This window comes from Sphingomonas sp. H160509 (assembly GCF_024124765.2).
Classification (GTDB): Bacteria; Pseudomonadota; Alphaproteobacteria; order Sphingomonadales; family Sphingomonadaceae; genus Sphingomonas.
In genome coordinates this window covers 1,335,874-1,362,488 of sequence record NZ_JAMXSR020000002.1, presented here as the reverse complement: position 1 = coordinate 1,362,488, position 26,615 = coordinate 1,335,874, and the positions used below count along the sequence as shown (strand labels likewise).

Here is a 26,615-nt window from a genome sequence, read left to right as displayed (position 1 = left end):
TGGATCAGGCCTGCGGGTTTCACAGTTTTCCCAGCCATGCGACGACCTGAGCCGCGATCGGCATGAAAATCATATCGTCCGGGTTCGAGGCGGGCGGCGTGCCGGCATCGGACGCGGTGCGGATCGAGATCGTCAGCGGGACGCGGCCGAGGAACGGGATGCCGAGTTCGCGCGCCGCCGCCTCTGCCCCACCATTGCCGAACGGGTCCGACGCCTCGCCGCAATGCGGGCAGATATAGCCGGCCATGTTCTCGACGAGGCCGATGATCGGGATGCCGGCCTTTTCGAACAGGTCGATCGCGCGGCGGGCGTCGATCAGCGCGAGATCCTGCGGGGTCGAGACGATCACTGCGCCTGCGGGACGGTATTTCTGAACCATCGTCAGCTGGACGTCGCCGGTGCCGGGGGAGATCGAGCACCAGCGTATCGGTCACACCCCAGTCCGCCTCGACCAGCTGGCCGAGCGCGCCCGCCGCCATCGGCCCGCGCCACGCGATCGCCTTGCCCGGTTCGACGAGCTGGCCCATCGACAATAGCGGTACGCCGTACGGGGTGGGGACGGGGTCGAGCACCTTGTCCTTCGCGGTCGGTCGCGTGCCCTCGACGTTCATCAGGCGTGGCTGCGACGGGCCGTAGATATCGGCGTCGACCAGCCCGACGCGGCGCCCCGCACGCGACATCGCGATGGCGAGATTGGCAGCGAGCGTGGATTTGCCGACGCCACCCTTGCCGCTGGCGACCGCGATCAGCCGGCGGGTCGAGCGTTCCGCGGTCACCGCGATCCGCACCTCAGACACACCGGGTTGCGTCGCGGCCATCCGTACGGTTGCCTCCAGCGCATCGCGTGCCTGCGGGTCGAGCCCGGTCGCATCGATGATGATGCCCGCTCGCGTCCCTTCCATCCGGACGGTCGCCCGCTTGCCCGCTACCGCAGCAACCGCCGCCTTTACGCCTTCGATGTCGATCATCCGCGCCAGATAGGACCGCTAAGGCCGCTTGGCACTGTTTTTCCGCCAGCGCACACCTATAAAGGTTGGTATGACGATCTTCTCGCGCTGGTTCCGGCGCCCCGATATCCTCGCCACCGAAACACCGAAAGGCCCCTGGGGCGGCTCGGGCGACGACGGTAACAGCGGCCCGCGCAATCCCTGGGCGCAACCTCCAGGTGGCCGCAAGCCTGCCGCCAAGCCGACCGCGCTCGACGAGTTCCTGCGTAAAGCGCGCGGCTCGGGCGGCGGCGGTGGCGGCACGGGTGGCTTCGGCGGCCTGCCCTCGGGCGCCAACGCCCGCGCACTCTGGGCGATCGGCGTCGCGATCATCGCGGTCGTCTGGATCCTGTTCACATCGGTCCACCAGATCGGTCCCCAGCAACGCGGCGTCGTCACCTATTTCGGTAAATACGCCGGCACGCTCGATCCGGGCGTTCGCCTGACGATGCCCGCGCCGATCGCCGACGTGACGGTGGTCGACGTGCAGAAGATCCGCACCGACAACTTCCCCGTCGGTGACGGCGAGAACCTGACGCTGACGGGTGACCAGAACATCATCGATCTGGCGTATTCGGTCCGCTGGGATATCTCGGACCCCCCGCGATTACGTGTTCCAGCTTGCCGAGCCGAACGACACCGTCCGTGCCGCTGCCGAGAGCGCGATGCGCGCGGTGGTTGCGACGACGACGCTAGACCAGGCGATCGGCACGGGTCGTACCGTAATCGAGCAGCGCGTCGCTGAACTCACGCAGCAGATCCTCAACGACTATAAGTCGGGCGTGCGTATTCAGGGCGTCGCGATCAAGCAAGCCGCTGCACCTGCGCGGATCGTCGAGGACTTCAACGCCGTTACCGCCGCGCAGCAGGAGGCGATCGCCAACCTTAACCAGTCGCGCTCCTACGCGCAGCAGGTCGTGGCGCGCGCGCAGGGCGAGGCTGCGTCGTTCGACAAGGTGTACGAGCAGTATAAGCTTGCGCCGGAAGTGACGCGTCGCCGCATGTATTACGAGACGATGGAGGCAGTACTCGCCAAGAGCGACAAGACGATCGTCGAGACGCCGGGAGGGGTGGTGCCGTATCTGCCGCTGTCGAATGCCAAGCGCCTGCCGAACCCCGAGGCTGTTCAGTCGACACCAGCGCCGGCCGCGGCAGCGGCTGCCCCCCAGCCTGGAGCTGCCCAGTGAACGCCGTGAGTTTCCGCAACCCGATTGTCGCCGGGATCATCGCGCTATTGCTCGTGATCCTTGCCGCATCGACGTTCGCGATCGTCCCCGAGACCAAGCAGGCGGTGATCCTGCGCTTCGGCCAGCCGATCCGCACGGTCAACGCATGGCAGCCGAATACGCCGTTCGGCCAGACCGGTGCGGGCTTGATCGCGCGCATTCCGTTCGTCGACCGGATCGTCTGGATCGACAAGCGCGTGCAGGATCTGGAGCTGGACAACACGCTGGTGCTGTCGACCGACCAGTTGCGGCTCGAAGTCGATGCCTATGCGCGCTACCGGATCGTCGATCCGCGCAAGATGCGCAATGCGGTCGGCAGCGAGGACCGCATTCCCGATCAGCTTCGCCCGATCCTCGGCTCGGCGCTGCGCAACGAACTTGGCAAGCGGCGCTTCGTCGAGTTGCTGAGCCCGGAGCGTTCGGAGCTGATGGACAACATCCAGAAGGGGCTCCAGCGCGTCGCCAGCCAATACGGCGTCGAGATCGTCGATGTCCGTATCAAGCAGGCGAACCTCCCCGTCGGCCTGCCACTCGAAAGCGCGCTTAAGCGTATGTCGAGCGCGCGCCAGCAGGAGGCGATCACGATCCGTGCCGAGGGTCAGAAGCAGGCGCAGATTGTTCGTGCGCAGGCCGATGCGGACTCCGCGAAGATCTATGCCGAGAGCTTTGGCAAGGACGCTGATTTCTACGACTTCTACCGTGCGATGCAGTCGTACCGGCACACGTTCGGTGCCGACGGTGGCCCGGCACCGGAAGGATCGACCTCGATCATTCTGTCGCCGAACAACAGTTACCTGAGGGAATTCGAGGGCCGCGGGCGTTGAGCCTGCGGAACCTTTGAACGCCGAGCCATATTCAAGACGATATTCAAGCATCATTCAGGACGGCGTCCCTACGGGGTACCTGTTTCGATTGATGAAACGAGAGGACAACATCTAGTGCGTTACGCCTACGCCATTACCAGTGCTCTTCTTCTCGGCGGTGCGACCGCGACGCTCGCGCTTCAGCCGAGCGGCGCGCAGGTCGCGCAGAACGAACCCGGTGCGATCCAGGCGGTCTCGCCGAAACCTGGCGCGCCGATGAGCTTCGCCGACATGGTTGCGCGCCTCCAGCCCGCGGTCGTCAACATCTCGACCAAGCAGACAATCGTCCAGAAGCAGCAGGCCAATCCGTTCGCGGGCACGCCGTTCGGCGACCTGTTCGGCGGCATGGGCGGCGGCGGCGGCCAGGGTGGCGCGCCGGTGAAGCGTGAAGGCGCCTCGCTCGGTTCGGGCTTCCTGATCTCGCCCGACGGCTATGTCGTCACGAATAACCACGTGATCTCGCCGGGGGCGCAGGGCGCGACGGTCGATTCGATCACCGTGACGCTCAGCGACAAGAAGGAATACGTCGCCAAGGTCATCGGCAAGGATCAGGAGTCCGATCTCGCGCTGCTGAAGATCGATGCGGCCAACCTGCCGTTCGTGAAGTTCGGCGATTCGAACGGCGCGCGCGTCGGCGACTGGGTCGTCGCGATCGGCGAACCATTCGGTCTCGGCGGCACCGTCACGGCGGGTATCGTCTCGGCGATCAACCGCGTCACGGGTCAGGGCGGCGCGTACGACCGCTTCATCCAGACCGACGCGTCGATCAACCAGGGCAACTCGGGTGGCCCGATGTTCGATCTCAACGGCAACGTGATCGGCGTAAATTCGCAGATCTTCAGCCAGTCGGGCGGCAATATCGGCATCGGCTTCGCAATCCCTGCGGCCGTCGCCAAGCCGATCATCGCGACCTTCATGAAGGGCGGCACGATCGAGCGCGGCTATATCGGCGTCCAGCTGCAGCCGGGCGGTACGATCAACGAGGATACCGCCGCGGCACTCGGCATCGCCAAGAACCAGGGTGAGCTGATCAACGACGTGACGGCCGGCGGCCCGGCGGCGAAGGCCGGCGTGCGCGCGGGCGACGTCGTGACCAAGGTGAACGGTCAGGCCGTGACGGTCGACCAGTCGCTGTCCTACCTCGTCTCGAACGTGAAGCCGGGTGCGACGGCTCGCCTCGACATCCTGCGCAACGGCAAGCCGGTAGTCGCCAATGTGGTCGTCGTGCCGCGTCCAAGTGCGGACAAGCTGGCGGCGGTGGTCGGCGGTGATGCCCAGGGCTTCGGCAGCGACGACGGCGATGACGGCGACGATTCTGGCTACTCCCGCTGCACCGACCGCGGGCGCTGCGCTCGGCATCGGTGTGCAGCCGCTGACCCCGGCGATCGCGCAGGCGGTCGGCGTCGAGGCCAGCACGCAGGGCGTCGTCATCGCCGTGGTCGCGCAGACCAGCGATGCGTATGGCAAGCTCAAGCGCGGCGACGTCATCATCTCGGTCAACGGCACGCCCGTTCGCACCGCGGTCGACGTCCAGAACGCGGTTAACGTCGCCAAGGCAGCCGGTCGCCCGCAGGTCCTGTTGCAGGTCAAGCGCGGCCGTAGCCCCGCAACGTTCCTGCCGGTCAAGATCAAGTAATCTACGACCGACACGATCGACACGAAAGGACCGTCGCTCCCCGAGCGGCGGTCCTTTTTCTTTGCGGCCGGCGGGGTTAGGGGTCGGCGCCGGATACAGAGGACGACAAGCATGAGCGACGACATCTTCATCGGCGCGAGCGTGGACGGCAAACCGCAGACGCTAGAGCTGAAGCGCGCGAACCGTCACGGCCTGATCGCGGGCGCGACCGGTACCGGCAAGACCGTGACGCTGCAGGGGATCATCGAGGGCTTCTCCGCGAACGGCGTGCCGTGCTTCGTCGCCGACGTGAAGGGCGACCTGTCGGGGCTAGCGATGGCCGGATCGCCGACCGCGAAGACGCACGCCACCTTTGCCGAGCGCGCGAAGGCGATCGGCGACGATGGCTGGGCCTATGCCGACAACCCGGTGCAGTTCTGGGATCTGTTTGGCGAGCAGGGCCATCCGATCCGCACGACGATCAGCGAGATGGGGCCGCTGCTGCTGTCGCGGCTGATGGACTTGAACGAGGTGCAGGAGGGCGTGCTGACGATCGCCTTCCATGTCGCCGACAAGGAGGGGGCTGCTGCTGATCGACCTCGACGATCTGCAGGCGATGCTGAGCGAATGCGCTGGCCGCGCGGACGAGCTGACGGTGACGTACGGCAACGTCTCGAAACAGTCGATCGGCGCGATCCAGCGCTCGCTGCTCCAGTTGCGGACGCAGGGTGCGGAAAATTTCTTCGGCGAGCCCGCGCTTGAGATGAACGACTTCATCGGGGTGGACGACAAGGGGCGGGGGATCGTCAACATCCTCGCCGCCGACAAGCTGATGGCCTCGCCGAAGCTGTACGCGACGTTCCTGCTGTGGCTGATGAGCGAGCTGTTCGAGCATCTCCCCGAGATCGGCGATCCCGACAAGCCGGTGCTGTGCTTCTTCTTCGACGAGGCGCATCTGCTGTTCGACGAGGCCCCGAAGGCGCTGCTGGAGAAGATCGAACAGGTCGTCCGGCTGATCCGCTCGAAGGGGGTGGGCGTGTACTTCATCACGCAGAACCCGATCGACATTCCCGATACCGTCGCAGGACAGCTCGGCAACCGTGTCCAGCACGCGTTGCGCGCGTTTACCCCGCGCGATCAGGCTGCGGTGCGCTCGGCGGCGGAGACGTTCCGGGCGAACCCCGGCGTCGACGTCGCGACGATCATTACCGAGCTGAAGGTCGGTGAGGCGCTGGTGTCGCTGCTCCAGGCGGATGGCGCACCGACCCCGGTCGAGCGGACGCTGATCAAGCCGGCCGCCTCGCGCGTGGGGCCGATCACGCCGGCCGAGCGGAAGGTGATGATCGAGACCGATGCGATCGGGGCGAAGTACGACACGCTGGTCGATCGGGAGTCGGCGGAGGAATTGCTGGCCGCGAAGACCCAGGAGGCGAGAGCGGCTGCTGCCGAGGCGAAGGCGACGACCGAGGCGGAGAAGGCTGCGGCCACGCAGGCGAAGCTCGATGCCAAGGCGGCGAAAGAGGCCGAGCGCGCTCGGGTTGCCGAGCAGCGCGAAGCGGATCGCCAACAGCGCGAAGCTGATCGCGAGGCGGCGAATTCGCCTTGGACGAAGATGGCGTCTTCGGCGACGAGGGGCCGCGAGCTCGTCGATCGGTCGGCAGGTGGCCAACGAGATCGGCAAGCAGGTGTTCGGGACGAAGTCGCGCCGGTCGTCGTCGAGCGGCGGCTTGGTCGGTACGGTACTGCGCGGGGTTTTAGGCGGCCTCTTCCGGGGATAGACTGCCTCAGCGATCGGGGGCTGGCTGCCCCACACAAACGCCACCCCGGCGAAGGCCGGGGCCCAGTTGGCAAGGTCGATGTAACGGGGCGCCGTCCGCCGTTACTGCTGTTCCCCAACTGGGCCCCGGCCTTCGCCGGGGTGGGGCCCAAATGCTAAACAGGAGTTCCCGATGTCCCTCGATTTCGAATCCACCACCGACTGGGCCCCGACCGACTGGACCGCCGTAGGTGAAGACAGTCTCGACGACGCGATCACACTCCGGCGGGCGATCCACGCCGATCCCGAAGTCGGCCTCCACTGCCCGCGTACCTCGGATAAGGTGAAGGCTGCGCTCGCCGGCCTCCCGCTCGAGTTTCGTGAAGGCACCTCGACCACCGGCTTCGTCGCGATCCTCCGCGGCGGCCGTGGTGGCGCCGCTGGCGGCAACGGGCGGACGGTACTGCTCCGCGGCGACATGGACGCGTTGCCGATGCAGGAGGAAACCGGCCTGCCGTTCGCCTCCAAGATCGACGGCGCGATGCATGCCTGCGGGCACGATCTCGCATACCGCGATGCTGGTCGGCGCGGCGAAGGCGCTGTGCGCGCGCCGCGACGAACTGCCCGGTACGGTCGTGTTCATGTTCCAGCCCGGTGAGGAGGGGGCATCACGGCGCGCGCCACATGATCGCCGACGGCTTGCTCGACTCGCCGCTCCCCGAGGCGGGCTTCGCGCTGCACATCTCGCCGAACATGCCGATGGGCCATGTCGTCAGCCGCGCCGGCACGTTGATGGCGTCGACAGACACGCTGCGTGCGACGATCACCGGCCGCGGCGGCCACGCCGCGATGCCACACGACTGCCTCGATCCGCTGCCGATCGCCTGCGAGATCGTCACCGCACTCCAGACTTATCTCGCTCGTCAGGTGGCGGTCACCGACCCCGCGGTGCTGTCGATCACAAAGCTCAACGCCGGCAGCGCGCACAACGTCATCCCGTCGACCGTCGAGATGCTCGGCACGATGCGGACGCTGTCGGAGCGCACCCGCGAGCAGGTGCGTGCGGCGTTCATCCGCATGGTCGAGGGTATCGCCGCCGCGCACGGCGCGGTTGGTACGCCGACGATCGAGGAGGGCTATCCGGTCACGGTCAACGACGAGCGCGCAACCGATTTGATGAAGGCGTGTGCGACCGCGATCGGTGGCGAGGGCGCGTATCAGGTGATGCCGCCGATGATGGGCGCGGAGGACTTCTCGTACGTGCTCCAGAAGCTGCCCGGCGCGATGGCGTTTATCGGTGCCGCGCCCGAGGGTAGCGATCCGCGTACAAACCCGCCGCTGCACAACACGAAGATGACGATCGACGAACGCGTGATGGCGCACGGGATCGCGATGCACTGCGCGGTGGCGGAGCGGTTCCTGACGAACGGGTTCGACTAAGAGCGCCTGCTGCTCCCCCTCCCTAGAAGGGAGGGGCATGGGCTGGGTCGGCTTCCGCATTTCCAGACGTTGATGGCTCGAACCGGCCGACCCACCCCCGACCCCTCCCTTTCAGGGAGGGGAGCAGAAGCTCAGCCTCTCGGCCGCGTTGTCTCGGCGTAGTTCGCTACCGCCGCCGCGGCCGCCTGGATCAGTTTCTGGCGTTCGGGCATCGGCCGGATAGTGTCGCCGATCATCACTGCGATTCCATACCGACGTCCATCGGGGGCGGTGAGGAGGCCGACGTCGTTGAAGCCGGCGTTGCGGCGGCCGAGGTCCTGGCCGGTGCCGGTCTTGTGCGCGATCTCCCAGCCGCCGGGCAGCGCCGCGCGCAGGCGAGCGCGGCCGGTGACCGAGCGACCCATCGTGTCGAGCAGGATCTTGGTCGAGGTCTCCGACAACAGGTCGCCCTTAGCCAGCCGGGCAATCGCATCGGCGATCGCGATCGGCGCGGCGCCATCGGGCGGATTGCGCACATACGCGTTCAGTGCAGCCTCGCGCACCGCGGGCGACAGCCGGTTGCGTGCCGTCATGAAACCGCCATTGACCGCGTAGGACGGCTGCCAGACCAGCCCCGCCGTGCCGCTCTGCAACAGCCGCTCGCCCGGCCCGAAGCGGATCGCGCCGAGTTGTTTGCGCGCGATCATCGACCGCACCGCGGACGGTCCACCGACACGCGTAAGCAACCGGTCGTTCGCGGTATTGTCGCTGTGCGTCAGTGCGCGCGTGAGCAGGTCGTTGATCGTGGTGTGATAGCCGTCGCCTTTCACCAGCATCGCGATCGGCTGGTGGAACAGCGTCAGATCCTGCGGCCGCACGACGATCGGTTCGTCGAGACGCAGCTTGCCCTGGTCGCGCAGGTCCATCACGGTCATCGCGACCCAAAGCTTGCTGACCGATTGCTGCGGCAGTAACTGACGCCCGCCGGCCTCGACCGTCCAGCCATCGTCGACCGCACGCACCGCGATGCCAGCCTTGCCCTGGAAGCCGCTCTGCAATTCGGAGATCGCGTTGACGAGACCGGCGGGCGCGGGGCGCGGCGTACGTGGCAGCGGCGGCGGCACCGGGATCGAGACGAACCCCTCTTCCTGATGCACGGGCGTGACCGCCGGCGGGGTGGGCCGCGATGCCGATCCGCATCCGGCGAGCGCTGCGCCAAAAGCGTGGTCGCCAGAAGGCGCTGGAATGCACTCGCCGATGTCATGATGGATTGAACGCCCTGAACTGAAGCATCGATCCTTATCCGTTGATCGGCCACGTGAAACTGCGGCGGCACGTCGCTGCGACGAAGCGCGCCGACGATGCGCCGAGCCGCCATCATGCTATGGAACGAGAACCGTATCGACCGCCTCCCGCAGCGTCTCGGGGTAATCGAGCGTGAAATGCAGCCCGCGGCTCTCGTGCCGATGCAGCGCGGATCGCACGATCAGTTCGGCGGTCTGAAGCAGGTTGCGCAGCTCGATCAGATCAGGCGTGACGCGGAAATGCTGGTAATATTCCGCGACCTCGTCGTTGAGCAGTTCGATGCGGTGCTTGGCGCGTTCGAGTCGCTTGGTGGTGCGGACGATGCCCACGTAATTCCACATGAAGCGGCGGATCTCGGTCCAGGTCTGCTTGATCACGACCTCTTCGTCGGAATCGGTGACGCGGCTTTCGTCCCAGGGGCGGATTGGCGGGGGCGGGGGGCAGTGAGTCCCACGCGGCTGCGATGCTGTCCGCCGCCGCTTCGCCGAACACGAAGCATTCGAGCAGTGAGTTGGACGCGAGGCGGTTGGCGCCGTGCAGGCCGGACTCGGTGCACTCGCCTGCCGCATACAGGCCGGGCAGATCGGTCTTGCCGTGTTCATCGATTACGATGCCGCCGCACGTGTAATGTTGCGCGGGGACGACCGGGATCGGCTGCGTCGTCATGTCAATGCCGAGACCGAGCAGCTTCTCGTGGATGTTGGGGAAGTGATGGCGGATGAACTCGGCGGGCATGTGGCTGATGTCGAGATGGACGTAGTCGAGCCCATAACGCTTGATCTCGGCATCGATCGCGCGCGCGACGATATCGCGGGGGGCGAGTTCCATCCGCGCGGGGTCGTAATAGGTCATGAAGCGCTTGCCGGTCGACGGGTTGATCAACCGCCCGCCTTCGCCGCGGACCGCTTCCGTGATCAGGAAATTCTTGACCTCCAGATTGTAGAGGCAGGTCGGGTGGAACTGCATCATCTCCATGTTGGAGACGCGCGCGCCCGCGCGCCACGCCATCGCGATGCCGTCGCCGGTCGCGCCGCGGGGGGCGGTCGAGAACAGGTAGGTGCGGCCCGCGCCGCCAGTTGCGAGGATCGTCGCTCGCGCGGTGTAAAGTGCGACGCGCTCGGTATTGCGATCGACCGCGTAGACGCCCCAGACGTTGCCAGAGCCCGAATAGCGTTCCTCGTGACGGCCTGTGGCGAGGTCGATCGCGATCTGATCGGGCACCAGCGTGATGTTCGGATGTGCTTCGGCGGCTTTCTGGAGCGCTTCCTGCACCGCCCAGCCGGTCGCGTCGGCGACGTGGACGATGCGGCGATGGCTGTGGCCGCCCTCGCGCGTCAGGTGCAGCGCGTTGCCCTCGGTCTCGAACGGCACGCCGAGATGCGTGAGGCGTTCGATCGCGGCGGGGGCACCCTCTACGACCATCTCGACAATTGCGCGGTCGTTGAGGCCGGCGCCGGCGACCATCGTGTCCTCGACATGGTTCTCGAACGTGTCGCCGGGTTCGAGCACGGCGGCGATCCCGCCCTGCGCCCAGGCGGTCGAGCCTTCGTTGAGCGCGCCCCTTCGCTAACACCGTGATCTTGAAGCGGTCGGCAAGGTTGAGTGCCGCGGTTAGACCTGCGGCACCCGAGCCGACGATCAGGATGTCGCTCGTCATGCGTTGGCGGCGCGAGTCAGGCTGAGGAAGACGTCCTCGAGATCGGGCTCCTTGGTCGAGACGTCGACGATGCCGAAGCCGCTGCCTTGGATCGCGGCGAGGACTTCGCCGGCGTTCACGCGGTCCTTCTTGTAGGTGATTTCGAGGGTGCGATTGCCCTTGAGCGTGATCTTCTGGAAGCAGGCGTTGGCGGGGATGTCGGTCACGTCGCGATCGACGGTGACGGCGACGATCTTCTCCTGCGCCTTGCCGACCAGTTCGCGCGTGGGTTCATTCGCGATCAGGCGACCGTTGTTGATGATCGCGATCCGGTCGCAGAGTTCCTCGGCTTCCTCGAGGTAATGCGTGGTAAGGACCACCGTTACGCCGGCCTGGTTGAGGCTGCGGACATAGGTCCAGAGTTGTTGCCGGAGTTCGATGTCGACGCCCGCGGTCGGCTCGTCGAGGACAAGGACAGGGGGCGAGTGGACCATCGCTTTCGCCACCATCAGGCGACGCTTCATGCCGCCCGACAGCGTGCGGGCGTAGGCGTGCGCCTTGTCCTCCAGATGCACCGCGCGGAGCAGTTCCATCGTGCGGCGCTTCGCCTTGGGGACGCCGTAGAGTCCGGCCTGGATCTCCAGCGTCTCGAAGGGCGAGAAGAAGGGGTCGAACAGGATCTCCTGGTTGACGATGCCGATCGACGCCTTGGCGTTGCGCGGATGTTCGTCGATGTCGAACCCCCCAGATCGCCGCGCTGCCGTCGGTCTTGTTGACCAGCCCGGCGAGGATGTTGATCAGCGTGGACTTGCCCGCACCGTTGGGGCCCAGCAGCCCGAAGATCTGACCGCGGGGGACGTCGAACGTCACGTCGTCGAGCGCGCGCTTGGGCGGCGCGGTGCCGACGGGCGCGTAGGTCTTGCTGAGGTTTTTGATGGCGATCGCGGCTTCGGTCATGGCTGCGGCATAGCGGGGCCGGCGGGGCTGGTCATCCCCTTCGGGCGTTGCAAAGAAGATTTGTTCACGCGGAGGCGCGGAGACGCGGAGGTGCTGCGCTTGTCGCGTAGCAACCGCTCGATCACCTACCTGCGGAACAGATCATGAGGTCTCCCGACCAACAGGCTGGATGCCACACCTCCGAGTCTCCGCGCCTCCGCGTGAACCCATTCTTCCTTCTTGCCCCCGCCGAAGAACCAATTGCCCGGGTCGCGCGCGCTTGCTATCGCCCCCTCATGCATCCGCCGCTCGAAACCACCCGCGTCACCCACGCCCGCGTCGCCTGCGATGGCGCCACCGACATCCCCGGCGGCGCAGCGCTTGGCCATCCGCGCGTCTGGTTGCAGATCGACGAGACCGGATACGTCGATTGCGGCTATTGCGACCGCCGCTTCATCCTTGTCGGCGGCGCCGCCGATGGCGCGGACCAGTCGACTTTGCGCGATCACGGGGATGGCGCAGGGCGCTAAGCCTCTTATATCTATCGGATGACGATAGCAGCAGACCCCCGTTCGTTCCTCTACCGCGATACCCTGGACCCCGAACAGGCGCAGGCGCTGACCGCCAAGGCGCTCGGCAAGGCCGATGACGGCGAGCTGTATCTCCAGTATCGCAAGGCCGAGGCGTTCGGGTTCGACGACGGTCGGCTGAAGACCGCATCCTACGACACCAGCTCGGGGTTCGGCCTGCGCGCGGTGTCGGGCGAAATGACCGCGTTCGCGCATTCGAACGAGATGACCCCCGCCGCGATCCGTCGTGCCGCCGAGACGATGGCGCTGATCGAACCAGGTGTCGCCGCAAAGGCCGGCCCGCCGCAGGGCACCAACCAGCGCCGCTACACCGCCGCCGATCCGCTCGATCTCGTGCCGTTCGCCGACAAGGTGAATTTGTGCCAAACAATCGACGCTGCAGCGCGGGCGCGTGATCCTCGCGTGGCGCAGGTGTCGGTCAGCCTTTCCGGGACATGGTCGGTGGTCGAGATCGTCCGCGCGGATGGCTTCGTTGCGACCGATGTCCGGCCGTTGGTCCGACTCAACGTTTCGATCGTCGCCGAACAGAACGGGCGTCGCGAGACGGGCAGCTACGGGATCGGAGGACGTTATCTCTACAACGACCTGTTCGAACCCGCGACGTACAACCGCGCGATCGACGAGGCATTATCGCAGGCGCTGGTGAACCTCGACTCGATAGCTGCGCCCGCGGGCGAGATGACCGTGCTGCTCGGCAATGGCTGGCCCGGTATCCTGCTGCACGAGGCGATCGGCCACGGGCTCGAGGGCGATTTCAACCGCAAGGGCACCTCGGCCTTCTCGGGTCGCATCGGCGAGCGCGTTGCGGCCGAGGGCGTGACGGTGGTCGACGACGGCTCGCTCCAGGATCGCCGCGGGTCGCTGACCATCGACGACGAGGGCACGCCGACGCGCGAAACCGTGTTGATCGAGGACGGTATCCTCAAGGGCTATATGCAGGACCGCCTCAACGCACGGCTGATGGGCGTCGAGGCAACCGGCAACGGCCGTCGCGAAAGCTACGCGCACGCACCGATGCCGCGGATGACGAACACCTTCATGAAGGCGGGCAACGACGACCCCGCCGAGCTTTTGTCGCGCGTTAAGAAGGGCATCTTCGCCAAGGCGTTTGGCGGCGGGCAGGTCGACATCGTGTCGGGCAAGTTCGTGTTTAGCTGCACCGAGGCGTATCTGATCGAAGACGGCAAGCTCGGCGCCCCGATCAAGGGCGCGACGCTGATCGGCGACGGCCCAAGTTCGCTGACCAAGGTCCGCGGCATCGGCAACGATTTCGCGCTCGACGAGGGTATCGGGATTTGCGGCAAGGGCGGGCAGTCGGTGCCGGCAGGTGTGGGCCAGCCGACGTTGCTTGTGGACGGGCTGACGGTCGGCGGGACGGCGGCCTAGCTTCAGTAGCTGCCCGTCAGCATGTCGATCGCGCTGCCGATGTGGTATTCATGCTCGATGAGTGACGTGGTTGGTTCGGACAGCAGTTTTGCGGAGATCGCGGCTGCTAGATGCGTTTGCATGACGTATTCGGTGCCGTGGATTGCGAACACCGGGTTTAGCCGTCGATCACCCCCTGGCATATCGGCGTACAGCCTGAGCGGTACGATGAAACGACTGTTGAGGTCCGACAGCAAATTGGACTGGCAGTCGAGCCAATACCCCCCTTCGAGCGCGGGGTAGACGTCGAATCGCGCCATCAGGCCAGTCGATATCGATCGAGCGGCAGACCATTCTCTTCGATCCAGGCATTGTTTGCCGTGATCCAGTCGCGATGCTCCTCCCGCCATTTTTCTTCCTGGACGCGTTTTGCTGCCGCGCGGATCGCGATTTCGCTGACCTGCGAAAGGTTAATCCCGGCCTCGCGTGCCGCTGCGACGATACCGGTATCGAGCGACAAGTTCACCGATTTGCGCTTGCCGGTGGCGATAGGATCATGTCTCATGCGCACAGAGTATGCGCGTCCATTGAGCGCGTCAATTCGGAGCCGACCGATGGACTTCTTCCCCGCGCTAACCGACGATCATCGCGCGTTCGTGATGCGGCAACCGGTATTCTTCGTTGCTACCGCTGCCGCAAACGCGCGGATCAATCTCAGTCCCAAGGGCATGGACAGCTTTCGCGTACTCGATCCGAAGACGGTCGCGTATCTCGACGTCGGTGGGTCGGGGAACGAGACGAACGCGCATCTGGGCGCGGACGGGCGCATCACGATTATGTTCTGCGCGTTCGACCAGCCAGCGCTGATCTTCCGCATTTACGGCAAGGGCCGGGCGGTGCTCCCGCAGGACGATGGCTGGGCTGACCTCTACGCGCAGTTTGCACCGTTGCCGGGCACGCGGCAGATCTTCGTGATCGCGGTCGACGAGGTGCAGACGAGTTGCGGATGGGGCGTGCCGTTTATGACGCTCGACCGTGAACGCCAGACCTTGTCGAAATATCACGCCAGGCAGTCCGACGCCGAACGGAACGAGGAATTGGCGGGGCCAGTCGCGAGCATCGACGGGTTGCCGGTGCGGCTCGGCACCGTCCTGCCGGACCGCGTCGGCGCATGAGCCTGGTCGAACTCGGGCGGTACGGGCGCAACGAGGCTCACATCATCGTCGGGCGGCTGGAGAGCGAGGACATCCCCGCGATCGCATTTGATGGCGGGATGTCGATCATGGAAGGGAGTTGGTTGCTGATCCCGGTTCGGGTCATGGTCGACGAGGATGACTTGGACGAGGCTAGGGGGATTTTGGCGGGCTGAACGGGTGCGTTAGGCATTGGCAGTAAACCGCTGTCCGGTCCCCGGGATCGTCATTCCCGCGCAGGCGGGAAGCCATACTGGCAAAGTTCGCGAGTTAATCGACAACCCTTGAGTTTATGGATCCCCGCCTGCGCGGGCATGACGAGAAGTTGGTAATCGTACGAGCTGAATCCCGACAATATTAGAGGGCGGAGTTTTGGTCCGCCCTCCGAAGATCAGCCCCCAGCGCTGACCCGCCAGATCGCGTTGCCCACGTCGTCTGCGACTAGCAGTCCGCCGGTCTTGTCGGTGATGACGCCGACCGGGCGACCCTGCGCGTCGCCGTCCTTGTTCAGGAACCCGCCGAGCACATCGACCGGCTTCGCGCTCGCCGCCGGGAAGCCGGTGTCGCCGAAGGGTACGTAGACGACCTTGTAGCCCGACACCGGTTTGCGGTTCCACGAGCCGTGCTCGCCGACGAACGCGCCGTTGGCGAACTTCGCGCCGAGCTTCGCGTCTGCGGAGAAGGTCAGGCCGAGCGCGGCGACGTGCGGTCCGAGCGCATAGTCGGGGCGCTTGGCGTATTGCTGGAGCGCTTGGTTCTTCGGCTCTACGCGGCTGTCGGGATAGCCGCCCCAATAATACCAGGGCCAGCCGAAGTGATCGCCGAATTCGACCTGAGTCAGATAGTCGGGCGCCAGGTCGGAGCCGAGCATGTCGCGCTCGTTGACGACGGTCCACAGCCCGCCCGACTTGGGGTTGATCGCCATGCCGTTGGGATTGCGCAGGCCGGCGGCGTAGATCCGCCAGTTCTTGTCCTTCGGCCAGACCTGCAGGATGTTGGCGCGGTATTTCTCGGCGTCCATGCCGTTCTCGGCGATGTTGGTCGAGGAGCCGACGCCGACGTACAGCGTCTTGCCGTCGGCTGCGGCGATGACGTTGCGGGCCCAATGATTGCCACCCGGGTTGAGCTTGATGACGAGCTCGGGCTTGGCAGTGATCTTGGTCGCGCCATCGGTGTACGGCACGCGGACGAGCGCGTCAGTGTTGCCAATGTAGAGCTGGCCATCGAGCAATGTCATGCCGAACGGCGAGTTGAGACCGGTCATGAACACCGACTTCCTTTCCGCCACGCCGTCGCCGTTCGCGTCGCGCAGCAGCGTGATGCGGTTGGCCGACGGCACGCCGGCACCGGCGCGGCCCATCAGCACCTTCATAACCCAGCCGGTGATCCCGCCGCCCTCGCGCGGTGGCGAGTTGGTCTCGGCGACCAGCACGTCCCCGTTGGGGAGGCGGTACATCCAGCGCGGGTGGTCGAGCCCGGTCGCGAACGGCTGGACCTTCAGTCCGGCGGCAGGCGTCGGCATCGCGCCGTTCTGCCAGCCGACGACCTTGGCGACCTTGACGGTCGGGATCGTCTGAATGCGCGGATCGGTGATTTTGGGCAGCTTGCCGGCGACCTGGTCGACCGACAATTCCGCCGTGTCGGGCCAGGCTAGATAGGTGACGCCCGCGGCGATCACGAGCAGGATCAGGCCCAGGACGATGAGGATGTGTTTGCGCATGAAGGGAAGTTAGAACGGAGGCAGGGCCGGGGCAATGGATCATGGGTAAAAGGCCCGTCGATCCATTGCAGAGGCTGTATCAGTCGTCGTCCTCGACCGGCACCACCGGCGGATGCAGGCGCAACCGGTTAATACGGCGTTCGTCGGCGTCGATAATCTCGAGCTTCCAGCCACTTGGATGATCGACGCATTCGCCGATCTGTGGGACGTGCCCCGCCAGAAGCGCCGCCAAGCCGCCCAGCGTGTCGATATCGCCGTCGACCTCCGCCAGACGCGGATCGATCAGTTCTGCGGCATCCTCCAGTTCGGCGCGCGCGTCGGCATCCCAGGCGCCGCCTTCGATCGGCGTCATCAGCACTTGGGGCGCCTCGTCATGCTCGTCCTCGACTTCGCCGACGATCTCCTCGATCAGGTCCTCGAACGTGACCAGGCCTTCGGTGCCGGAATACTCGTCGAGCACGATCGTCAAATGGACGTGCTTCTGCCGCATGTCCGCGAGCAGATCGAGCGCACCGCGCGACATCGGCGCGTAGAGCGGTTCGCGGATCAGTCCGGCGATCGACGTCGGATGCTCGGCACCGGTCGCGAGGATGTTGAAGACGTCCTTGATGTGGACCATGCCGATGATCGTATCGAGGTTGTCGCGGTAGACCGGCAGGCGGCTATGACCGGCTTCGGCGAACAGCTTGACGAGATCGGCGAACGGCGTCTCCTCCTCGACCGCGATGATGTCGGCGCGCGGCACGCCGACGTCGCCCGCGTCACGCTCGCTGAAGTGGAGCAGGTTGCGGACCATCTGGCGCTCGAGCGGGGTCAGATCGCCCTTCGCATCGGGGGCGGGATCGCCCCTCATGCCGGTCGATCGCATCCTCGAGCTGGTCGCGGAGGGATTCGTCTTGAGCACCGAAGATCAGGCCCTTGAGCCCGCGCCAGATACTGTCGCTACTATCGCCGTTACCGGCATTGGGGCCATCGGCCATCGTGGTCGTCAGTCCTCTGTTATCAGATAGGGGTCGTGGAGGCCCAAGGCGGCGAGCGCGTCGCGTTCGATCTGCTCCATGCCCTCAGCCTCGTCGTCGTCGATATGGTCATAGCCTAGCAGATGCAGCGTGCCGTGCACCATCAGATGCATCGCATGATCCTCGACCGAGATACCGCGCTCGGCCGCTTCCGCGACGCAGACACCGTGCGCGAGGATGATGTCGCCGAGGAGGACTTCGCCATCGTCCGAATTCTGGCTGACGGTGGCAAGCAGGTCGGGTTGGACCATCGGGAAGGACAGGACGTTGGTCGGCTTGTCCTTCTGGCGGTACTGCTTGTTGAGTGTGTGGACCTCGTCGTCCGACGCGAGGCGGATCGAGATTTCGACCGTGGCTTTGCTGGTCAGAAGTTCGCCGTGCGGAGTCCGCTCGATCGCTGCCGTTGCTGCGCGCACGGCGAGGGCGTCCCAATCCTGCTCAGGCCAGGGGGCGTCGGAGGAAAGCGCGATTTCGAGCATGCAGGTCCTTCAGGCGAGATCGGTCAGGGGCGAAATCATTACCCTTGTAGAGAAGTTCCGCACCATGGGTTTTCGCGCAGGCGTACGCGAAGCAATCGCCCATGTTGAGCTTGGCGGGGTGGCGGCCCTTGCCGTAGATTTGATAGGCGTCGAGGGCCGTAGATAATTCGCTCTCTCCAATTGCGATAAGGCGAAGAGCCAACACCTGAGCGGTGTTTTCCACTTCACTGCGAGCCACATCGATATCAAACCGATAGGAGCTACGAAGAGCGGACACCGTCTCCCAGCATGACATCGCCGACCACAGGGCATTTCCGTCATGTTCGACACGAGTGATGAAAGCATCGCGCTCCGGTTCACCTGTAATAATCGCTACAAGCGCGGATGCATCGACGAACACGGTCAATCCGGTTCCTCGCCCCATAATTCGTCGAAAAACGCCTTATCGGCTTTCAGGCCAGTCGGCTCACCTAGGGGGTGAGCCTTGCGCCATGCGTCCAGGCGTTCGCGCATGCTCGGCACCGAAATCGACGGTGTCAATTCTGCCTTCTGGCGACGTAGCAAATCACGAACGACCTCCGTCTTGGTGACGCCCAGACGCGCCGCAAGCTCAGCCGCGAGTTCGGCGGTTTCGTTGTCCTTGATGTAGAGAGACGCCATCGTCATCCTCCTGGGATATCCCGGATATACTCCGGGATATCCCGAGGATCAACCATCGGTTCCTTCATAGGCCTCGACGACGCGGCCGACGATCGGGTGGCGGACGACGTCGCCGACGGTGAAGCGGCACATCGAGATGCTCTCTACGCCTTCCAGCCGTCGGACTGCATCCGCCAAGCCGGACGCCGCGACGCCACCGGGGATGTCGACCTGCTTCGGATCGCCGCAGATCACCATGCGGCTGTTCTGGCCGAAGCGGGTGAGGAACATCTTCATCTGGGCGGGCGTGGTGTTCTGCGCTTCGTCGAGGATCACGAAGGCATCCGCAAGGGTGCGGCCGCGCATGAAGGCGATCGGGGCGACCTCGATCTCGCCGCTAGCGATGCGGCGTTCGACCTGCTCGGCGGGGAGGCAGTCGTAGAGCGCATCGTAGAGTGGGCGGAGATACGGATCGACCTTTTCCTTCATATCGCCGGGCAGGAAGCCGAGGCGTTCGCCGGCTTCGACCGCGGGACGCGAGAGGATCAGTCGCTGGACGCTGCCGTTGATGAGCTGCTGCACCGCCTGCGCGACCGCGACATAGGTCTTGCCCGTGCCTGCCGGCCCGAGCGCGAAGATCATGTCGTTGTTGGCGAGCTCGCGCATGTAGTGCGCCTGCGCCGGCGTGCGCGGCACGATCGTCTTCTTCCGCGTGCGGATCATGATCGGCGGGGCACCGCCGCCACCGGCATCGGCGCGGATGATGCCTTCGAGCACGGGCTCGTCCGCCATCGCTATCGACGCGTCGACCAAGCCTGCGTCGACATCTTCGCCACGCTGGATGCGGGCGTAGAGATCGTGAAGCACGTCGCGCGCCTTGGCGACCTGTTCGGCGGTGCCCTCCAGGCCGATCTTGTTCCCTCGCGCGGTGATGTAGACGCCGAGGCGATTTTCGAGCGCTACCAGATTCTGGTCGTACTGGCCGAACAGCCGGACGAGCAATTGGGGCTTGTCGAACAGCAGCTCGACTCGGGCGCGGTCACCGGACTGGGCGGGAACGGGTTTACGGCTCATACGGTCCTTTCAGGGTGTCAAAGGTTACGCCTAGAAGCGTCGAACCGTAACCTTTGAAAGGAAGATGAGCACGCCAAGCGACGCGTTCAAGCCGCGCCGGAGCGCTGGCCGAGAGATGGTTCGAGTCGCGTGGGCGAAGCTGCATCGGGGGCGAGTGTGACAGGCGATCCGGATGTAGGACAGCGAAATCGCGGGGGGTGGTTTCGAGGCCCGCGCGTTTTGCTTTGATGCCTCAGGGACGCCGTTGCGATCCTCCCCCGCAAGGGGGAGGTGTCGGAGGGGGAGGACACGGATCCATGCGTTGGCGCTTGCCTCCCCCTTCGTCAGGCAAGTGCCTGCCACCTCCCCCTTGCGGGGGAGGATCAGATTGGGGCTCAGGCTGCCTCGGCGATCCGTTCGATCCCGGTGAGGGAGTTCGGGCCAGCCGCCGCCAGCGTCACTTCCACCAGATCGCCGATCGCGTGGTTGCCGATCAGGTGGACCGATTGCAGCCAGGGGGACTTGCCAATCAACTGGCCGGGGAGTTTCCCCGCGCGCTCCAGCAGGACGGAACAGGTGCGGCCGACGGTGGCGGCGTTGAAGGCGTGCTGGTCGCGGTTTAGCGCTGCCTGGAGGCGTTGGAGGCGCTCGTCCATGACCGATTCCGGGACCTGCTCGACGATCGACGCCGCGGGGGTGCCGGGGCGGGGGCTGTATTTGAAGCTGTACGCCTGCGCGTAGCCTACCGCGTCGACCAGGCTCAGCGTGTCTTCGAACTCGGCATCGGTCTCGCCGGGGAAGCCGACGATGAAGTCGCCCGAGAGTGCGATGTCGGGACGGACTTCGCGGACGCGGTCGAGCAGGCGGAGGTAGGAGTCGCGGGTGTGGCTGCGGTTCATCGCCTTCAGCACGCGGTCGCTGCCGGCCTGCACGGGGAGGTGGAGGAATGGCATCAGGCTCTCGATGTCGCGGTGCGCGTCGATCAGGCCTTGTGTCATGTCGTTGGGGTGGCTGGTGGTGTAGCGGATGCGCGCGAGGCCGGAGATGCGGTCGAGGTCGCGGATCAGGTCGTGGAGACCGCGCTCATTCTCCGACCAGGCGTTGACGTTCTGGCCGAGCAGCGTGATCTCGCGTGCGCCGGCGTCGACCAGCGCCTTGGCTTCGTCGACGATCGCGGCGAACGGGCGGCTGATTTCTGCGCCCCGTGTGTACGGGACGACGCAGTAGGTGCAGAATTTGTCGCAGCCTTCCTGCACGGTGAGGAATGCCGATGGGGCGACCTTCCGGCGGGCGGGGAGCGCGCCGAACTTCGACAGCAGCGGCATGTCGGTGTCGAGCGAGGGCGTGCCGGCGGCGGCCTTCGCGACGAGGTCGGGGAGGTTGTGATAGGCTTGCGGGCCGACGACGATATCGACCTTGGCGCGGGTGAAGATCTCCTCGCCCTCGGCTTGCGCGACGCAGCCGGCGACCGCGATCATGGGCGTCTTGCCGGACTTGCGGCGCTGGTCCTTCCGTAGGCGGCCGATGTCCGAATAGACCTTCTCGGTGGCGCGTTCGCGGATGTGGCACGTGTTGAGGACGACTACGTCGGCGTCGACCGCGTCGGCCTGGGTGAGGCCTTGGGCGGCCATCAGCTCGGCCATGCGCTCGCCGTCGTAGACGTTCATCTGGCAGCCGAAGGATTTTACGTGGAAGGTTCTGGGGGGAGACATGCGGGGGCGTGTAGCGGATTTGTGGGGGGTTGGGGGAGGGGGCGTCGGTCCTGCCTTTCACACGGAGCTAACTCTGGAAAGGGGCGCCACCCCGGCGGAGGCCGGGGCCCAGTTGGGGGACGTTGCTGACTAAGGTCTGCCGTCCGTTACAGCGACCTTTCCAACTGGGCCCGGGCCTCCGCCGGGGTGGTGTTCCTCAGTCGGAGAAGAGTGGAGCTTCCCTCCCTTGTTCTCCCGCGAAGGCGGGAGTCCAGACTGGGCCCCCGCCCTCGCGGGGGAACACTCTCTTACTATGACTTACAGCGCTTCCATGCGGCGGCGGGCTTCGGCGGCTATGGCTTTTCGGTCGCCGTATTCTGCCGGGTCGAACGGGTCGGCGAAGTGCAGCGTCGCGACGAATGTGCCCCGTCGCTTCAGGACGCGGGCGGCGTGGTGTTGGCCGGGCTCGTCGCCGACCCAGGCGAGTTCGTCGGTGGCCGCGCCATAATCGATGCGGACCGGTTGGACCTTCACACCGGGCGGGGGCGGGTCGAGGGGCTGCCAGCAGCGCGGCCTTGAAGGGGAGGAGGGTGGTGCCGTCTCCGGTCGTACCTTCGGGGAACAGGGTGACGGGCCAGTCTGCCGCCAACGCGTCGCGGATCTGGGCGATCTGGGCGGTTACGGCCATGCGGTCGGCGCGGCTTACGAAGATCGTGTGGTTCAGCGTGCAGAGCCAGCCGACCAGTGGGGCGCTGCGGAGTTCGGATTTCGCCACGAACGCGCTGCCGGTCGCACCGGACAGGAGGGAGGATGTCGATCCAGCTCAGATGGTTCGAGACGAAGACGACGTCGTGGCGAAGCGGCGTGCCGACGACGCGGGGGCGGGCGCCGACTATGCGCGCAACCAGTCCCAGGAACCGCGGCGGCCAAGGCGACTTACGGCCGAACAGCCGCCACAGACCATGCAATGGCAGCGCCAGGACCAGCGCGACCAGCAGCGCCGCCAACCGCGCGCCAAAGCGGGTTCGGCCGATCGCGTCAGTCCTTGCGGGTGAGCGCGACGCCGTAGAGTTCCATGCGGTGATCGACCAGACGGAAGCCCAGCTTCTCCGCGATCGCCTTCTGCAACTGTTCGAGTTCGGGATCGACGAATTCGATCACCTTGCCGCTCTCGACGTCGATCAGATGATCGTGATGCGCTTCAGGCGCAGGCTCATAGCGCGCGCGACCGTCGCCAAAATCATGGCGGTCGAGGATACCGGCTTCCTCGAACAGGCGAACCGTGCGGTACACCGTCGCGATCGAGATGCCGGGGTCGATCTGCGATGCGCGCTCATAGACCTTCTCGACGTCGGGATGGTCGTCAGCCTCGGACAGCACGCGCGCGATGACGCGGCGCTGCTCGGTGATGCGCAGGCCTTTCTCGTTGCAGAGTGCTTCCAGATCGATTTTGCGCGGCATGTGTCGTTCCCTCGTTGAGTGCCATGTAGGGCCTCCGCGCTGTTGCGAAAAGGGATAGTGACTCGCAATAAGCCTTAACTGTTGATATCTTTCGAATATGTATGTGCGTCATACGCTACACCGGTCTTGCCGCGGTAGTAGGCGCGGCGTTCGCCGACTTTTGTAAATCCGTGCGCGTCGTACATCTTGACCGCGTCGTTACCGGCACGGACTTCGAGATGGAGTTTGGCGATGCCGCCGACCGAGCAATCGGCAATCGCCGCGCGGATCAGCGCGGTGCCGACGCCGCGGCGGCGATAGTCGGGCGCGACCGCGATCAGGAGGAGTTCGGCCTCGTCGGCGACCGACCGCGTCATCGTGAACCCGGCGGGGAAGTCATCGACGAAGGCGATGGTGAGGTGGACGCCGGTCAGTGCGAGCACGCCGAGGCACTGGCTGCGCGTCCACGCCTCGCCGTAGCGTGGGTCGAACGCCTCGGTCATCAGCGCGTCGACGATCGCGAGATCGCGCGCGTCGCCGGTGCGGAGCGTGACGGTGCGCGTGGCGGCCTGGCGCGTGGCCATTATTTCGGGACCGACGGCTTGGCGTCGGGGGCACGGCCGTAGATCGGGCTTGGCGCTAGCGCGGTCAGTGCTGCCGGCAGCAGGATCGCGGCGGCTGCGTCGGGGAGTGCTTCGGTGAGGTCCAACCTGTCGTCGAGTGCGGCGAGCCAGCGGATGCCGTTGCCGACTGCGCGCCGTCCTGCCAGCGCGGCGAGCGCGGCGTCGGGCTTCAGCGATACCATGTCGGATCGCGGCGACAGATCGGCGGAGAACGCTTGCATGAAGACCTCGCCATGCCCGCCTTCCATGATCACCGCAATATCGTCGGTTAAGCGGTCGGCGAAACCGGCGGCGGCGATGAGCGGAAGCGAGGAAAAACCGGCAATTTCCGCGCCCCAGCCGAGCGCGAGGCCACGGGCTGCGGCGATCCCGACGCGGACGCCAGTGAAGCTGCCGGGGCCGCAATCGACTATGATGCGGTCTGCTCGGCCACCTTCGGGCAACTCGGCGATCATCGGAATGAGGCGCTCGGCGTGGCCGCGGCCGACGACTTCGTGCGCGCGGGCGATGACGGCGCCGTCTTCGATGAGGGCGACCGAGCAGGCGGTGGTGGATGTTTCGATGACTAAAGTGCGCATTACTTCTTACCCTCTCCCCTCAGGGGGAGGGCAGGGTGAGGGGCGCCGCAAGCGCTGCCCTTCCCAACTGCCCCTCACCCCGACCCTCTCCCCGCAGGGGAGAGGGAGCAGGTCCCGCCTCAAGCGATGCTGTTGAACTTCGCGAAGTCGGGGCGGGGCGAGCGGGCGTAGATCGTCGCGGGATCGCCGTGGCCGAGCGTCGAGATGAAGTTGGTCCGCACCGCCGGCGTTTCATGGAAGAACGCCGCATCGACCTTGCCCGCGTCGAAGCCCGACATCGGCCCGGTATCGAGCCCGAGCATCCGCGCGGCGATGATGAAATACGCACCCTGGAGCGTCGAGTTGCGGAAGGCCGAGGCCTCGCGCAGTTCGGCGTTGCCGTCGAACCAGGATTTCGCATCGGCATGCGGGAACAGCTCGGGCAAATGCTCGTGAAAATTGGTGTCCATGCCGATGATGACCGACACGGGGGCGTTGAGGATCTTCGGCTGGTTCTGCGCGCTGCACGCATCGGCGAGCTTCTGCTTGGCCTCGTCGCTGGTGACCCAGATCAGGCGCGCGGGGAGCTGGTTGGCCGACGTCGGGCCCCACTTCATCAGGTCCCAGATCGCGTGCAGCTCGGACTCGGCGACCGGCTGGTCGGTGTAGCCGTTATAGCTGCGGGCATCGCGGAAGACGGCGTCGAGGACGGTGTCGTCGAGTTTCTGACGCATCAGACGGCTCTCACTTCGGTGACTTCGGGGACGTAGTATTTCAGCAGCTGCTCGATGCCGTTCTTGAGCGTGGCGCTCGACGACGGGCAACCGGCGCAGGCGCCCTGGAGCTGGAGGAACACCTTGCCCTTGTCGAAGCCGCGATAGACGATGTCGCCGCCGTCGTTGGCGACCGCGGGCCGCACGCGCGTGTCGATCAGTTCGCGGATCTGCGCGACGATGTCGGCATCGGCGGGATCGTCGGACAGAGCCGGTTCGTCCGACGGCACCGAGAAGCCGGCGCGCGAGGGCTTGAACAGCGGCATCGCGGCGGAGAAATGATCGAGCAGGATCGCGAGCACGTCGGGCTTCAGGTCCGACCAGGCGGTGCCGGGCGCGGCGGTGACCGAGACGAAATCGCGGCCGAAGAACACGCCGGTGACGTCGCCGAGGCCGAATATCGCATCGGCGAGCGAACTCACCTCGGCTTCCTCGGGGGTGGCGAAGTCGCGCGTGCCGGCTTCCATGACGGTGCGTCCCGGCAGGAACTTCAACGTCGACGGGTTGGGAGTGGATTCCGTTTCGATGAGCATGAGGGGCATGTGGCCCGAAGGGGGGCGGGGGGATCAAGCGCGGAACGGGAAACGGTTTCTTTCGGGGGGTGAGGGCATTCCGGCTAACTCGTTCGCGCCGGTACTGCGCTGTAGCTGTCGGGCAACGCGACCCATGTAAATTGCGTCAGGGACTTACGCCGCGAACGGTAGCGGCGGACCTCACCGCGTGGTCCGTAGCTTGTCGACCCAGCGAGTAAGCACGGCATCGTTGGCGACGATCCAGTCCTCGGCCAGCGTGGTAAGAGCGGCGAGATACGCGGCACTTGAATTGTCCAGTCCGCCATCGCCAGAGGGCAACGCGAAATCGGCGCGGTCATATGCGGCGATGTCCAGCCGCCGGGCCTGATAGGAGATCGTACTGGAACCGGCCTGCATCAGGATCGAGAAGATCGGCACGCCCCGGAACGGGTTCACCCAGCCGAGGAACGACCAGTTCCGCGCGGAGGGATAGGGGCGATCGGACCGGCCCGTACCCAGCGACAGGATCTCTATGTCGCCGAGATGCCAGCCGAGCTTGCGCCCCTCGATGATGGCCGCGATCGTCGGATCATTGGCGAACACGCCGCCATCGACCATCAGCAGATCCGGTTCCAATTTGGTGGGATCGTCGATCGCGGCCGGCTTGAAGAACGTCGGGGCCGCCGATGTCGCGCGTGCGGCGATATGTAGTGGGAAAACCCGCTCGGGGATGCCGAGCTTACGGTTATAATCGGGGCCGCCGGCCATGAACACCGCCTTGCGCGCCAGCAGGTTATACGCCGGAATGACGATGTTCGTCAGCGCGTCGCGCGTCGTCACGCGTGTGCCGATCCGCGCTGCCAGGATCCGTTCGAGCGGCCGGGCGCTATAGGGCCAGCCCGGTACGCGAAGGGGTATGCCGAAGATGTGCGGGAAGATCCGCTTGCTCTCGTTGCGGTAGAGATCGACGAGGTCGCTCGCCGTGCAGGCGGCCCGTTTCGGATCCGCTTCGCTGGGTGCGGTGAGGCCGGCGGCGATGATTCCACCGGTCGACGTACCGGTGATCAGATCGAAACACTCGTGCAGTGGCCGGCCGATCCGGCGTTCCAGCTCGGCGAGGATCAGCGCGGGGATCAGTCCGCGCGTCCCGCCGCCATCGATCGTCAGGATGTATCTCGGTTTCGTACGATCACTGTCCACGGCGCCTTCTCCCACTGCT

23 protein-coding genes and 8 pseudogenes are annotated in these 26,615 nt (G+C 65.7%); 11 read left to right on the top strand and 20 right to left on the bottom strand.

Annotated features, from left to right (window positions below; translation table 11 throughout):
* Positions 1–19 precede the first annotated feature (19 nt).
* A pseudogene (locus NHF48_RS08320) lies at positions 20–968 on the bottom strand (Mrp/NBP35 family ATP-binding protein).
* A 70-nt stretch (positions 969–1,038) separates the two neighbouring features.
* Here NHF48_RS08320 and hflK point away from each other — a divergent pair.
* The 6 genes and pseudogenes from hflK to NHF48_RS24870 all read left to right on the top strand — a co-directional run bounded on the left by hflK (position 1,039) and on the right by NHF48_RS24870 (position 7,886).
* Positions 1,039–2,173 (top strand): annotated as a pseudogene (gene hflK, locus NHF48_RS08315) (protease modulator HflK).
* Positions 2,170–3,036 (top strand): protease modulator HflC, encoded by an 867-nt coding sequence (gene hflC / locus NHF48_RS08310; protein ID WP_235518904.1) that lies wholly within the window; start codon positions 2,170–2,172, stop codon positions 3,034–3,036. Before hflK ends, hflC begins: the two are co-directional and overlap by 4 nt.
* 114 nt (positions 3,037–3,150) lie before the next feature.
* Positions 3,151–4,711, top strand: a pseudogene (locus NHF48_RS08305) (Do family serine endopeptidase).
* A 111-nt stretch (positions 4,712–4,822) separates the two neighbouring features.
* Positions 4,823–6,468 (top strand): annotated as a pseudogene (locus tag NHF48_RS08300) (helicase HerA-like domain-containing protein).
* A 171-nt stretch (positions 6,469–6,639) separates the two neighbouring features.
* A complete protein-coding gene (locus NHF48_RS24880) occupies positions 6,640–7,104 on the top strand; it encodes a M20/M25/M40 family metallo-hydrolase (protein ID WP_446741132.1) in 465 nt (154 codons plus the stop codon).
* A pseudogene (locus NHF48_RS24870) lies at positions 6,992–7,886 on the top strand (M20 metallopeptidase family protein). Before NHF48_RS24880 ends, NHF48_RS24870 begins: the two are co-directional and overlap by 113 nt.
* A gap of 131 nt (positions 7,887–8,017) precedes the next feature.
* Here the strand turns inward: NHF48_RS24870 and NHF48_RS08290 are convergent.
* The 3 genes and pseudogenes from NHF48_RS08290 to NHF48_RS08280 form a co-directional block, all read right to left on the bottom strand.
* Positions 8,018–9,022: a serine hydrolase gene (locus NHF48_RS08290; protein WP_253070815.1), complete on the bottom strand. Its 1,005-nt coding sequence runs from the start codon at positions 9,020–9,022 to the stop codon at positions 8,018–8,020.
* Positions 9,023–9,247: 225 nt separating this feature from the next.
* Positions 9,248–10,827: pseudogene (gene nadB / locus NHF48_RS08285) on the bottom strand (L-aspartate oxidase).
* Positions 10,824–11,763, bottom strand: a pseudogene (locus NHF48_RS08280) (ABC transporter ATP-binding protein). The pseudogenes nadB and NHF48_RS08280 overlap by 4 nt, the downstream one beginning before the upstream one ends.
* Before the next feature lie 275 nt (positions 11,764–12,038).
* Here NHF48_RS08280 and NHF48_RS08275 point away from each other — a divergent pair.
* Positions 12,039–12,272 (top strand): zinc-finger domain-containing protein, encoded by a 234-nt coding sequence (locus tag NHF48_RS08275; RefSeq protein WP_031393477.1) that lies wholly within the window; start codon positions 12,039–12,041, stop codon positions 12,270–12,272.
* A gap of 18 nt (positions 12,273–12,290) precedes the next feature.
* Positions 12,291–13,718, top strand: coding sequence for a metalloprotease TldD (gene tldD / locus NHF48_RS08270; RefSeq protein WP_120299871.1), 1,428 nt, complete (start codon positions 12,291–12,293; stop codon positions 13,716–13,718).
* Between the two features lie 2 nt (positions 13,719–13,720).
* Here tldD and NHF48_RS08265 read toward each other — a convergent pair whose 3' ends face one another.
* Both NHF48_RS08265 and NHF48_RS08260 read right to left on the bottom strand, forming a co-directional pair.
* Positions 13,721–14,017 (bottom strand): CcdB family protein, encoded by a 297-nt coding sequence (locus tag NHF48_RS08265; RefSeq protein ID WP_253070814.1) that lies wholly within the window; start codon positions 14,015–14,017, stop codon positions 13,721–13,723.
* Positions 14,017–14,262, bottom strand: coding sequence for a type II toxin-antitoxin system CcdA family antitoxin (locus NHF48_RS08260; RefSeq protein WP_263816820.1), 246 nt, complete (start codon positions 14,260–14,262; stop codon positions 14,017–14,019). The genes NHF48_RS08265 and NHF48_RS08260 overlap by 1 nt, the downstream gene beginning before the upstream one ends.
* 49 nt (positions 14,263–14,311) lie before the next feature.
* Between NHF48_RS08260 and NHF48_RS08255 the strand changes: the two genes are divergently transcribed.
* Both NHF48_RS08255 and NHF48_RS08250 read left to right on the top strand, forming a co-directional pair.
* Positions 14,312–14,872 (top strand): pyridoxamine 5'-phosphate oxidase family protein, encoded by a 561-nt coding sequence (locus NHF48_RS08255; RefSeq protein ID WP_253070813.1) that lies wholly within the window; start codon positions 14,312–14,314, stop codon positions 14,870–14,872.
* Positions 14,869–15,066: a putative signal transducing protein gene (locus tag NHF48_RS08250; protein ID WP_253070812.1), complete on the top strand. Its 198-nt coding sequence runs from the start codon at positions 14,869–14,871 to the stop codon at positions 15,064–15,066. The genes NHF48_RS08255 and NHF48_RS08250 overlap by 4 nt, the downstream gene beginning before the upstream one ends.
* A gap of 215 nt (positions 15,067–15,281) precedes the next feature.
* Here NHF48_RS08250 and NHF48_RS08245 read toward each other — a convergent pair whose 3' ends face one another.
* From NHF48_RS08245 to NHF48_RS24865, 8 genes and pseudogenes are all read right to left on the bottom strand, one after another.
* Positions 15,282–16,610 (bottom strand): PQQ-dependent sugar dehydrogenase, encoded by a 1,329-nt coding sequence (locus NHF48_RS08245; RefSeq protein WP_253070811.1) that lies wholly within the window; start codon positions 16,608–16,610, stop codon positions 15,282–15,284.
* Between the two features lie 79 nt (positions 16,611–16,689).
* Positions 16,690–17,590: pseudogene (locus tag NHF48_RS08240) on the bottom strand (hemolysin family protein).
* An 8-nt stretch (positions 17,591–17,598) separates the two neighbouring features.
* Positions 17,599–18,108 (bottom strand): rRNA maturation RNase YbeY, encoded by a 510-nt coding sequence (gene ybeY, locus NHF48_RS08235; protein ID WP_253070810.1) that lies wholly within the window; start codon positions 18,106–18,108, stop codon positions 17,599–17,601.
* Positions 18,068–18,508, bottom strand: a complete 441-nt coding sequence (locus tag NHF48_RS08230; RefSeq protein WP_253072374.1) for a type II toxin-antitoxin system VapC family toxin — start codon at positions 18,506–18,508, stop codon at positions 18,068–18,070. The genes ybeY and NHF48_RS08230 overlap by 41 nt, the downstream gene beginning before the upstream one ends.
* Before the next feature lie 2 nt (positions 18,509–18,510).
* Positions 18,511–18,768, bottom strand: coding sequence for a type II toxin-antitoxin system VapB family antitoxin (locus NHF48_RS08225; RefSeq protein ID WP_253070809.1), 258 nt, complete (start codon positions 18,766–18,768; stop codon positions 18,511–18,513).
* 48 nt (positions 18,769–18,816) lie between these two features.
* Entirely contained in the window at positions 18,817–19,821 is a 1,005-nt protein-coding gene (locus NHF48_RS08220; RefSeq protein WP_056057614.1) for a PhoH family protein, read from the bottom strand.
* Between the two features lie 374 nt (positions 19,822–20,195).
* On the bottom strand, positions 20,196–21,512 hold the full coding sequence (gene miaB, locus NHF48_RS08215) for a tRNA (N6-isopentenyl adenosine(37)-C2)-methylthiotransferase MiaB (protein WP_263816819.1): 1,317 nt from the start codon (positions 21,510–21,512) through the stop codon (positions 20,196–20,198).
* A 196-nt stretch (positions 21,513–21,708) separates the two neighbouring features.
* Positions 21,709–22,215, bottom strand: coding sequence for a 1-acyl-sn-glycerol-3-phosphate acyltransferase (locus NHF48_RS24865; RefSeq protein WP_342454731.1), 507 nt, complete (start codon positions 22,213–22,215; stop codon positions 21,709–21,711).
* On the opposite strand from NHF48_RS24865, the gene NHF48_RS24860 reads away from it, so the two are divergent.
* The gene (locus tag NHF48_RS24860) at positions 22,118–22,546 is read left to right on the top strand and encodes a hypothetical protein (protein WP_342454773.1); all 429 of its coding nucleotides are present in this window, start codon (positions 22,118–22,120) and stop codon (positions 22,544–22,546) included. The two genes, NHF48_RS24865 and NHF48_RS24860, sit on opposite strands and share 98 nt — an antisense overlap.
* On the opposite strand, the gene NHF48_RS08205 is transcribed toward NHF48_RS24860, so the two are convergent.
* The 6 genes from NHF48_RS08205 to NHF48_RS08180 form a co-directional block, all read right to left on the bottom strand.
* Positions 22,530–22,952, bottom strand: a complete 423-nt coding sequence (locus tag NHF48_RS08205) for a Fur family transcriptional regulator (protein WP_056047123.1) — start codon at positions 22,950–22,952, stop codon at positions 22,530–22,532. The genes NHF48_RS24860 and NHF48_RS08205 overlap by 17 nt on opposite strands.
* A 74-nt stretch (positions 22,953–23,026) precedes the next feature.
* A complete protein-coding gene (locus NHF48_RS08200) occupies positions 23,027–23,515 on the bottom strand; it encodes a GNAT family N-acetyltransferase (RefSeq protein WP_253070807.1) in 489 nt (162 codons plus the stop codon).
* Positions 23,515–24,132, bottom strand: a complete 618-nt coding sequence (gene tsaB / locus NHF48_RS08195; protein WP_253070806.1) for a tRNA (adenosine(37)-N6)-threonylcarbamoyltransferase complex dimerization subunit type 1 TsaB — start codon at positions 24,130–24,132, stop codon at positions 23,515–23,517. The genes NHF48_RS08200 and tsaB overlap by 1 nt, the downstream gene beginning before the upstream one ends.
* 119 nt (positions 24,133–24,251) lie before the next feature.
* The gene (locus NHF48_RS08190) at positions 24,252–24,845 is read right to left on the bottom strand and encodes a malonic semialdehyde reductase (RefSeq protein ID WP_253070805.1); all 594 of its coding nucleotides are present in this window, start codon (positions 24,843–24,845) and stop codon (positions 24,252–24,254) included.
* Entirely contained in the window at positions 24,845–25,417 is a 573-nt protein-coding gene (locus NHF48_RS08185) for a NifU family protein (protein WP_253072373.1), read from the bottom strand. The genes NHF48_RS08190 and NHF48_RS08185 overlap by 1 nt, the downstream gene beginning before the upstream one ends.
* A 180-nt stretch (positions 25,418–25,597) precedes the next feature.
* Positions 25,598–26,596: a patatin-like phospholipase family protein gene (locus NHF48_RS08180; RefSeq protein ID WP_253070804.1), complete on the bottom strand. Its 999-nt coding sequence runs from the start codon at positions 26,594–26,596 to the stop codon at positions 25,598–25,600.
* Positions 26,597–26,615: the final 19 nt, after the last annotated feature.

Excerpts from the sequence above, each read along its gene's own strand:
- NHF48_RS08220 (WP_056057614.1), bottom strand. The coding sequence starts at position 19,821 with ATGAGCCGTAAACCCGTTCCCGCCCAGTCCGGTGACCGCGCCCGAGTC.
- miaB (WP_263816819.1), bottom strand. The coding sequence starts at position 21,512 with ATGTCTCCCCCCAGAACCTTCCACGTAAAATCCTTCGGCTGCCAGATG.
- NHF48_RS08200 (WP_253070807.1), bottom strand. The coding sequence starts at position 23,515 with ATGGCCACGCGCCAGGCCGCCACGCGCACCGTCACGCTCCGCACCGGC.
- NHF48_RS08190 (WP_253070805.1), bottom strand. The coding sequence starts at position 24,845 with ATGCGTCAGAAACTCGACGACACCGTCCTCGACGCCGTCTTCCGCGAT.
- NHF48_RS08275 (WP_031393477.1), top strand. The coding sequence starts at position 12,039 with ATGCATCCGCCGCTCGAAACCACCCGCGTCACCCACGCCCGCGTCGCC.
- NHF48_RS08250 (WP_253070812.1), top strand. The coding sequence starts at position 14,869 with ATGAGCCTGGTCGAACTCGGGCGGTACGGGCGCAACGAGGCTCACATC.
- ybeY (WP_253070810.1), bottom strand. The coding sequence starts at position 18,108 with ATGCTCGAAATCGCGCTTTCCTCCGACGCCCCCTGGCCTGAGCAGGAT.
- NHF48_RS08260 (WP_263816820.1), bottom strand. The coding sequence starts at position 14,262 with ATGAGACATGATCCTATCGCCACCGGCAAGCGCAAATCGGTGAACTTG.
- NHF48_RS08245 (WP_253070811.1), bottom strand. The coding sequence starts at position 16,610 with ATGCGCAAACACATCCTCATCGTCCTGGGCCTGATCCTGCTCGTGATC.
- NHF48_RS08255 (WP_253070813.1), top strand. The coding sequence starts at position 14,312 with ATGGACTTCTTCCCCGCGCTAACCGACGATCATCGCGCGTTCGTGATG.
- NHF48_RS08225 (WP_253070809.1), bottom strand. The coding sequence starts at position 18,768 with ATGGCGTCTCTCTACATCAAGGACAACGAAACCGCCGAACTCGCGGCT.
- NHF48_RS08205 (WP_056047123.1), bottom strand. The coding sequence starts at position 22,952 with ATGCCGCGCAAAATCGATCTGGAAGCACTCTGCAACGAGAAAGGCCTG.
- tsaB (WP_253070806.1), bottom strand. The coding sequence starts at position 24,132 with ATGCGCACTTTAGTCATCGAAACATCCACCACCGCCTGCTCGGTCGCC.
- NHF48_RS24880 (WP_446741132.1), top strand. The coding sequence starts at position 6,640 with ATGTCCCTCGATTTCGAATCCACCACCGACTGGGCCCCGACCGACTGG.
- NHF48_RS08185 (WP_253072373.1), bottom strand. The coding sequence starts at position 25,417 with ATGCTCATCGAAACGGAATCCACTCCCAACCCGTCGACGTTGAAGTTC.
- NHF48_RS08265 (WP_253070814.1), bottom strand. The coding sequence starts at position 14,017 with ATGGCGCGATTCGACGTCTACCCCGCGCTCGAAGGGGGGTATTGGCTC.
- tldD (WP_120299871.1), top strand. The coding sequence starts at position 12,291 with ATGACGATAGCAGCAGACCCCCGTTCGTTCCTCTACCGCGATACCCTG.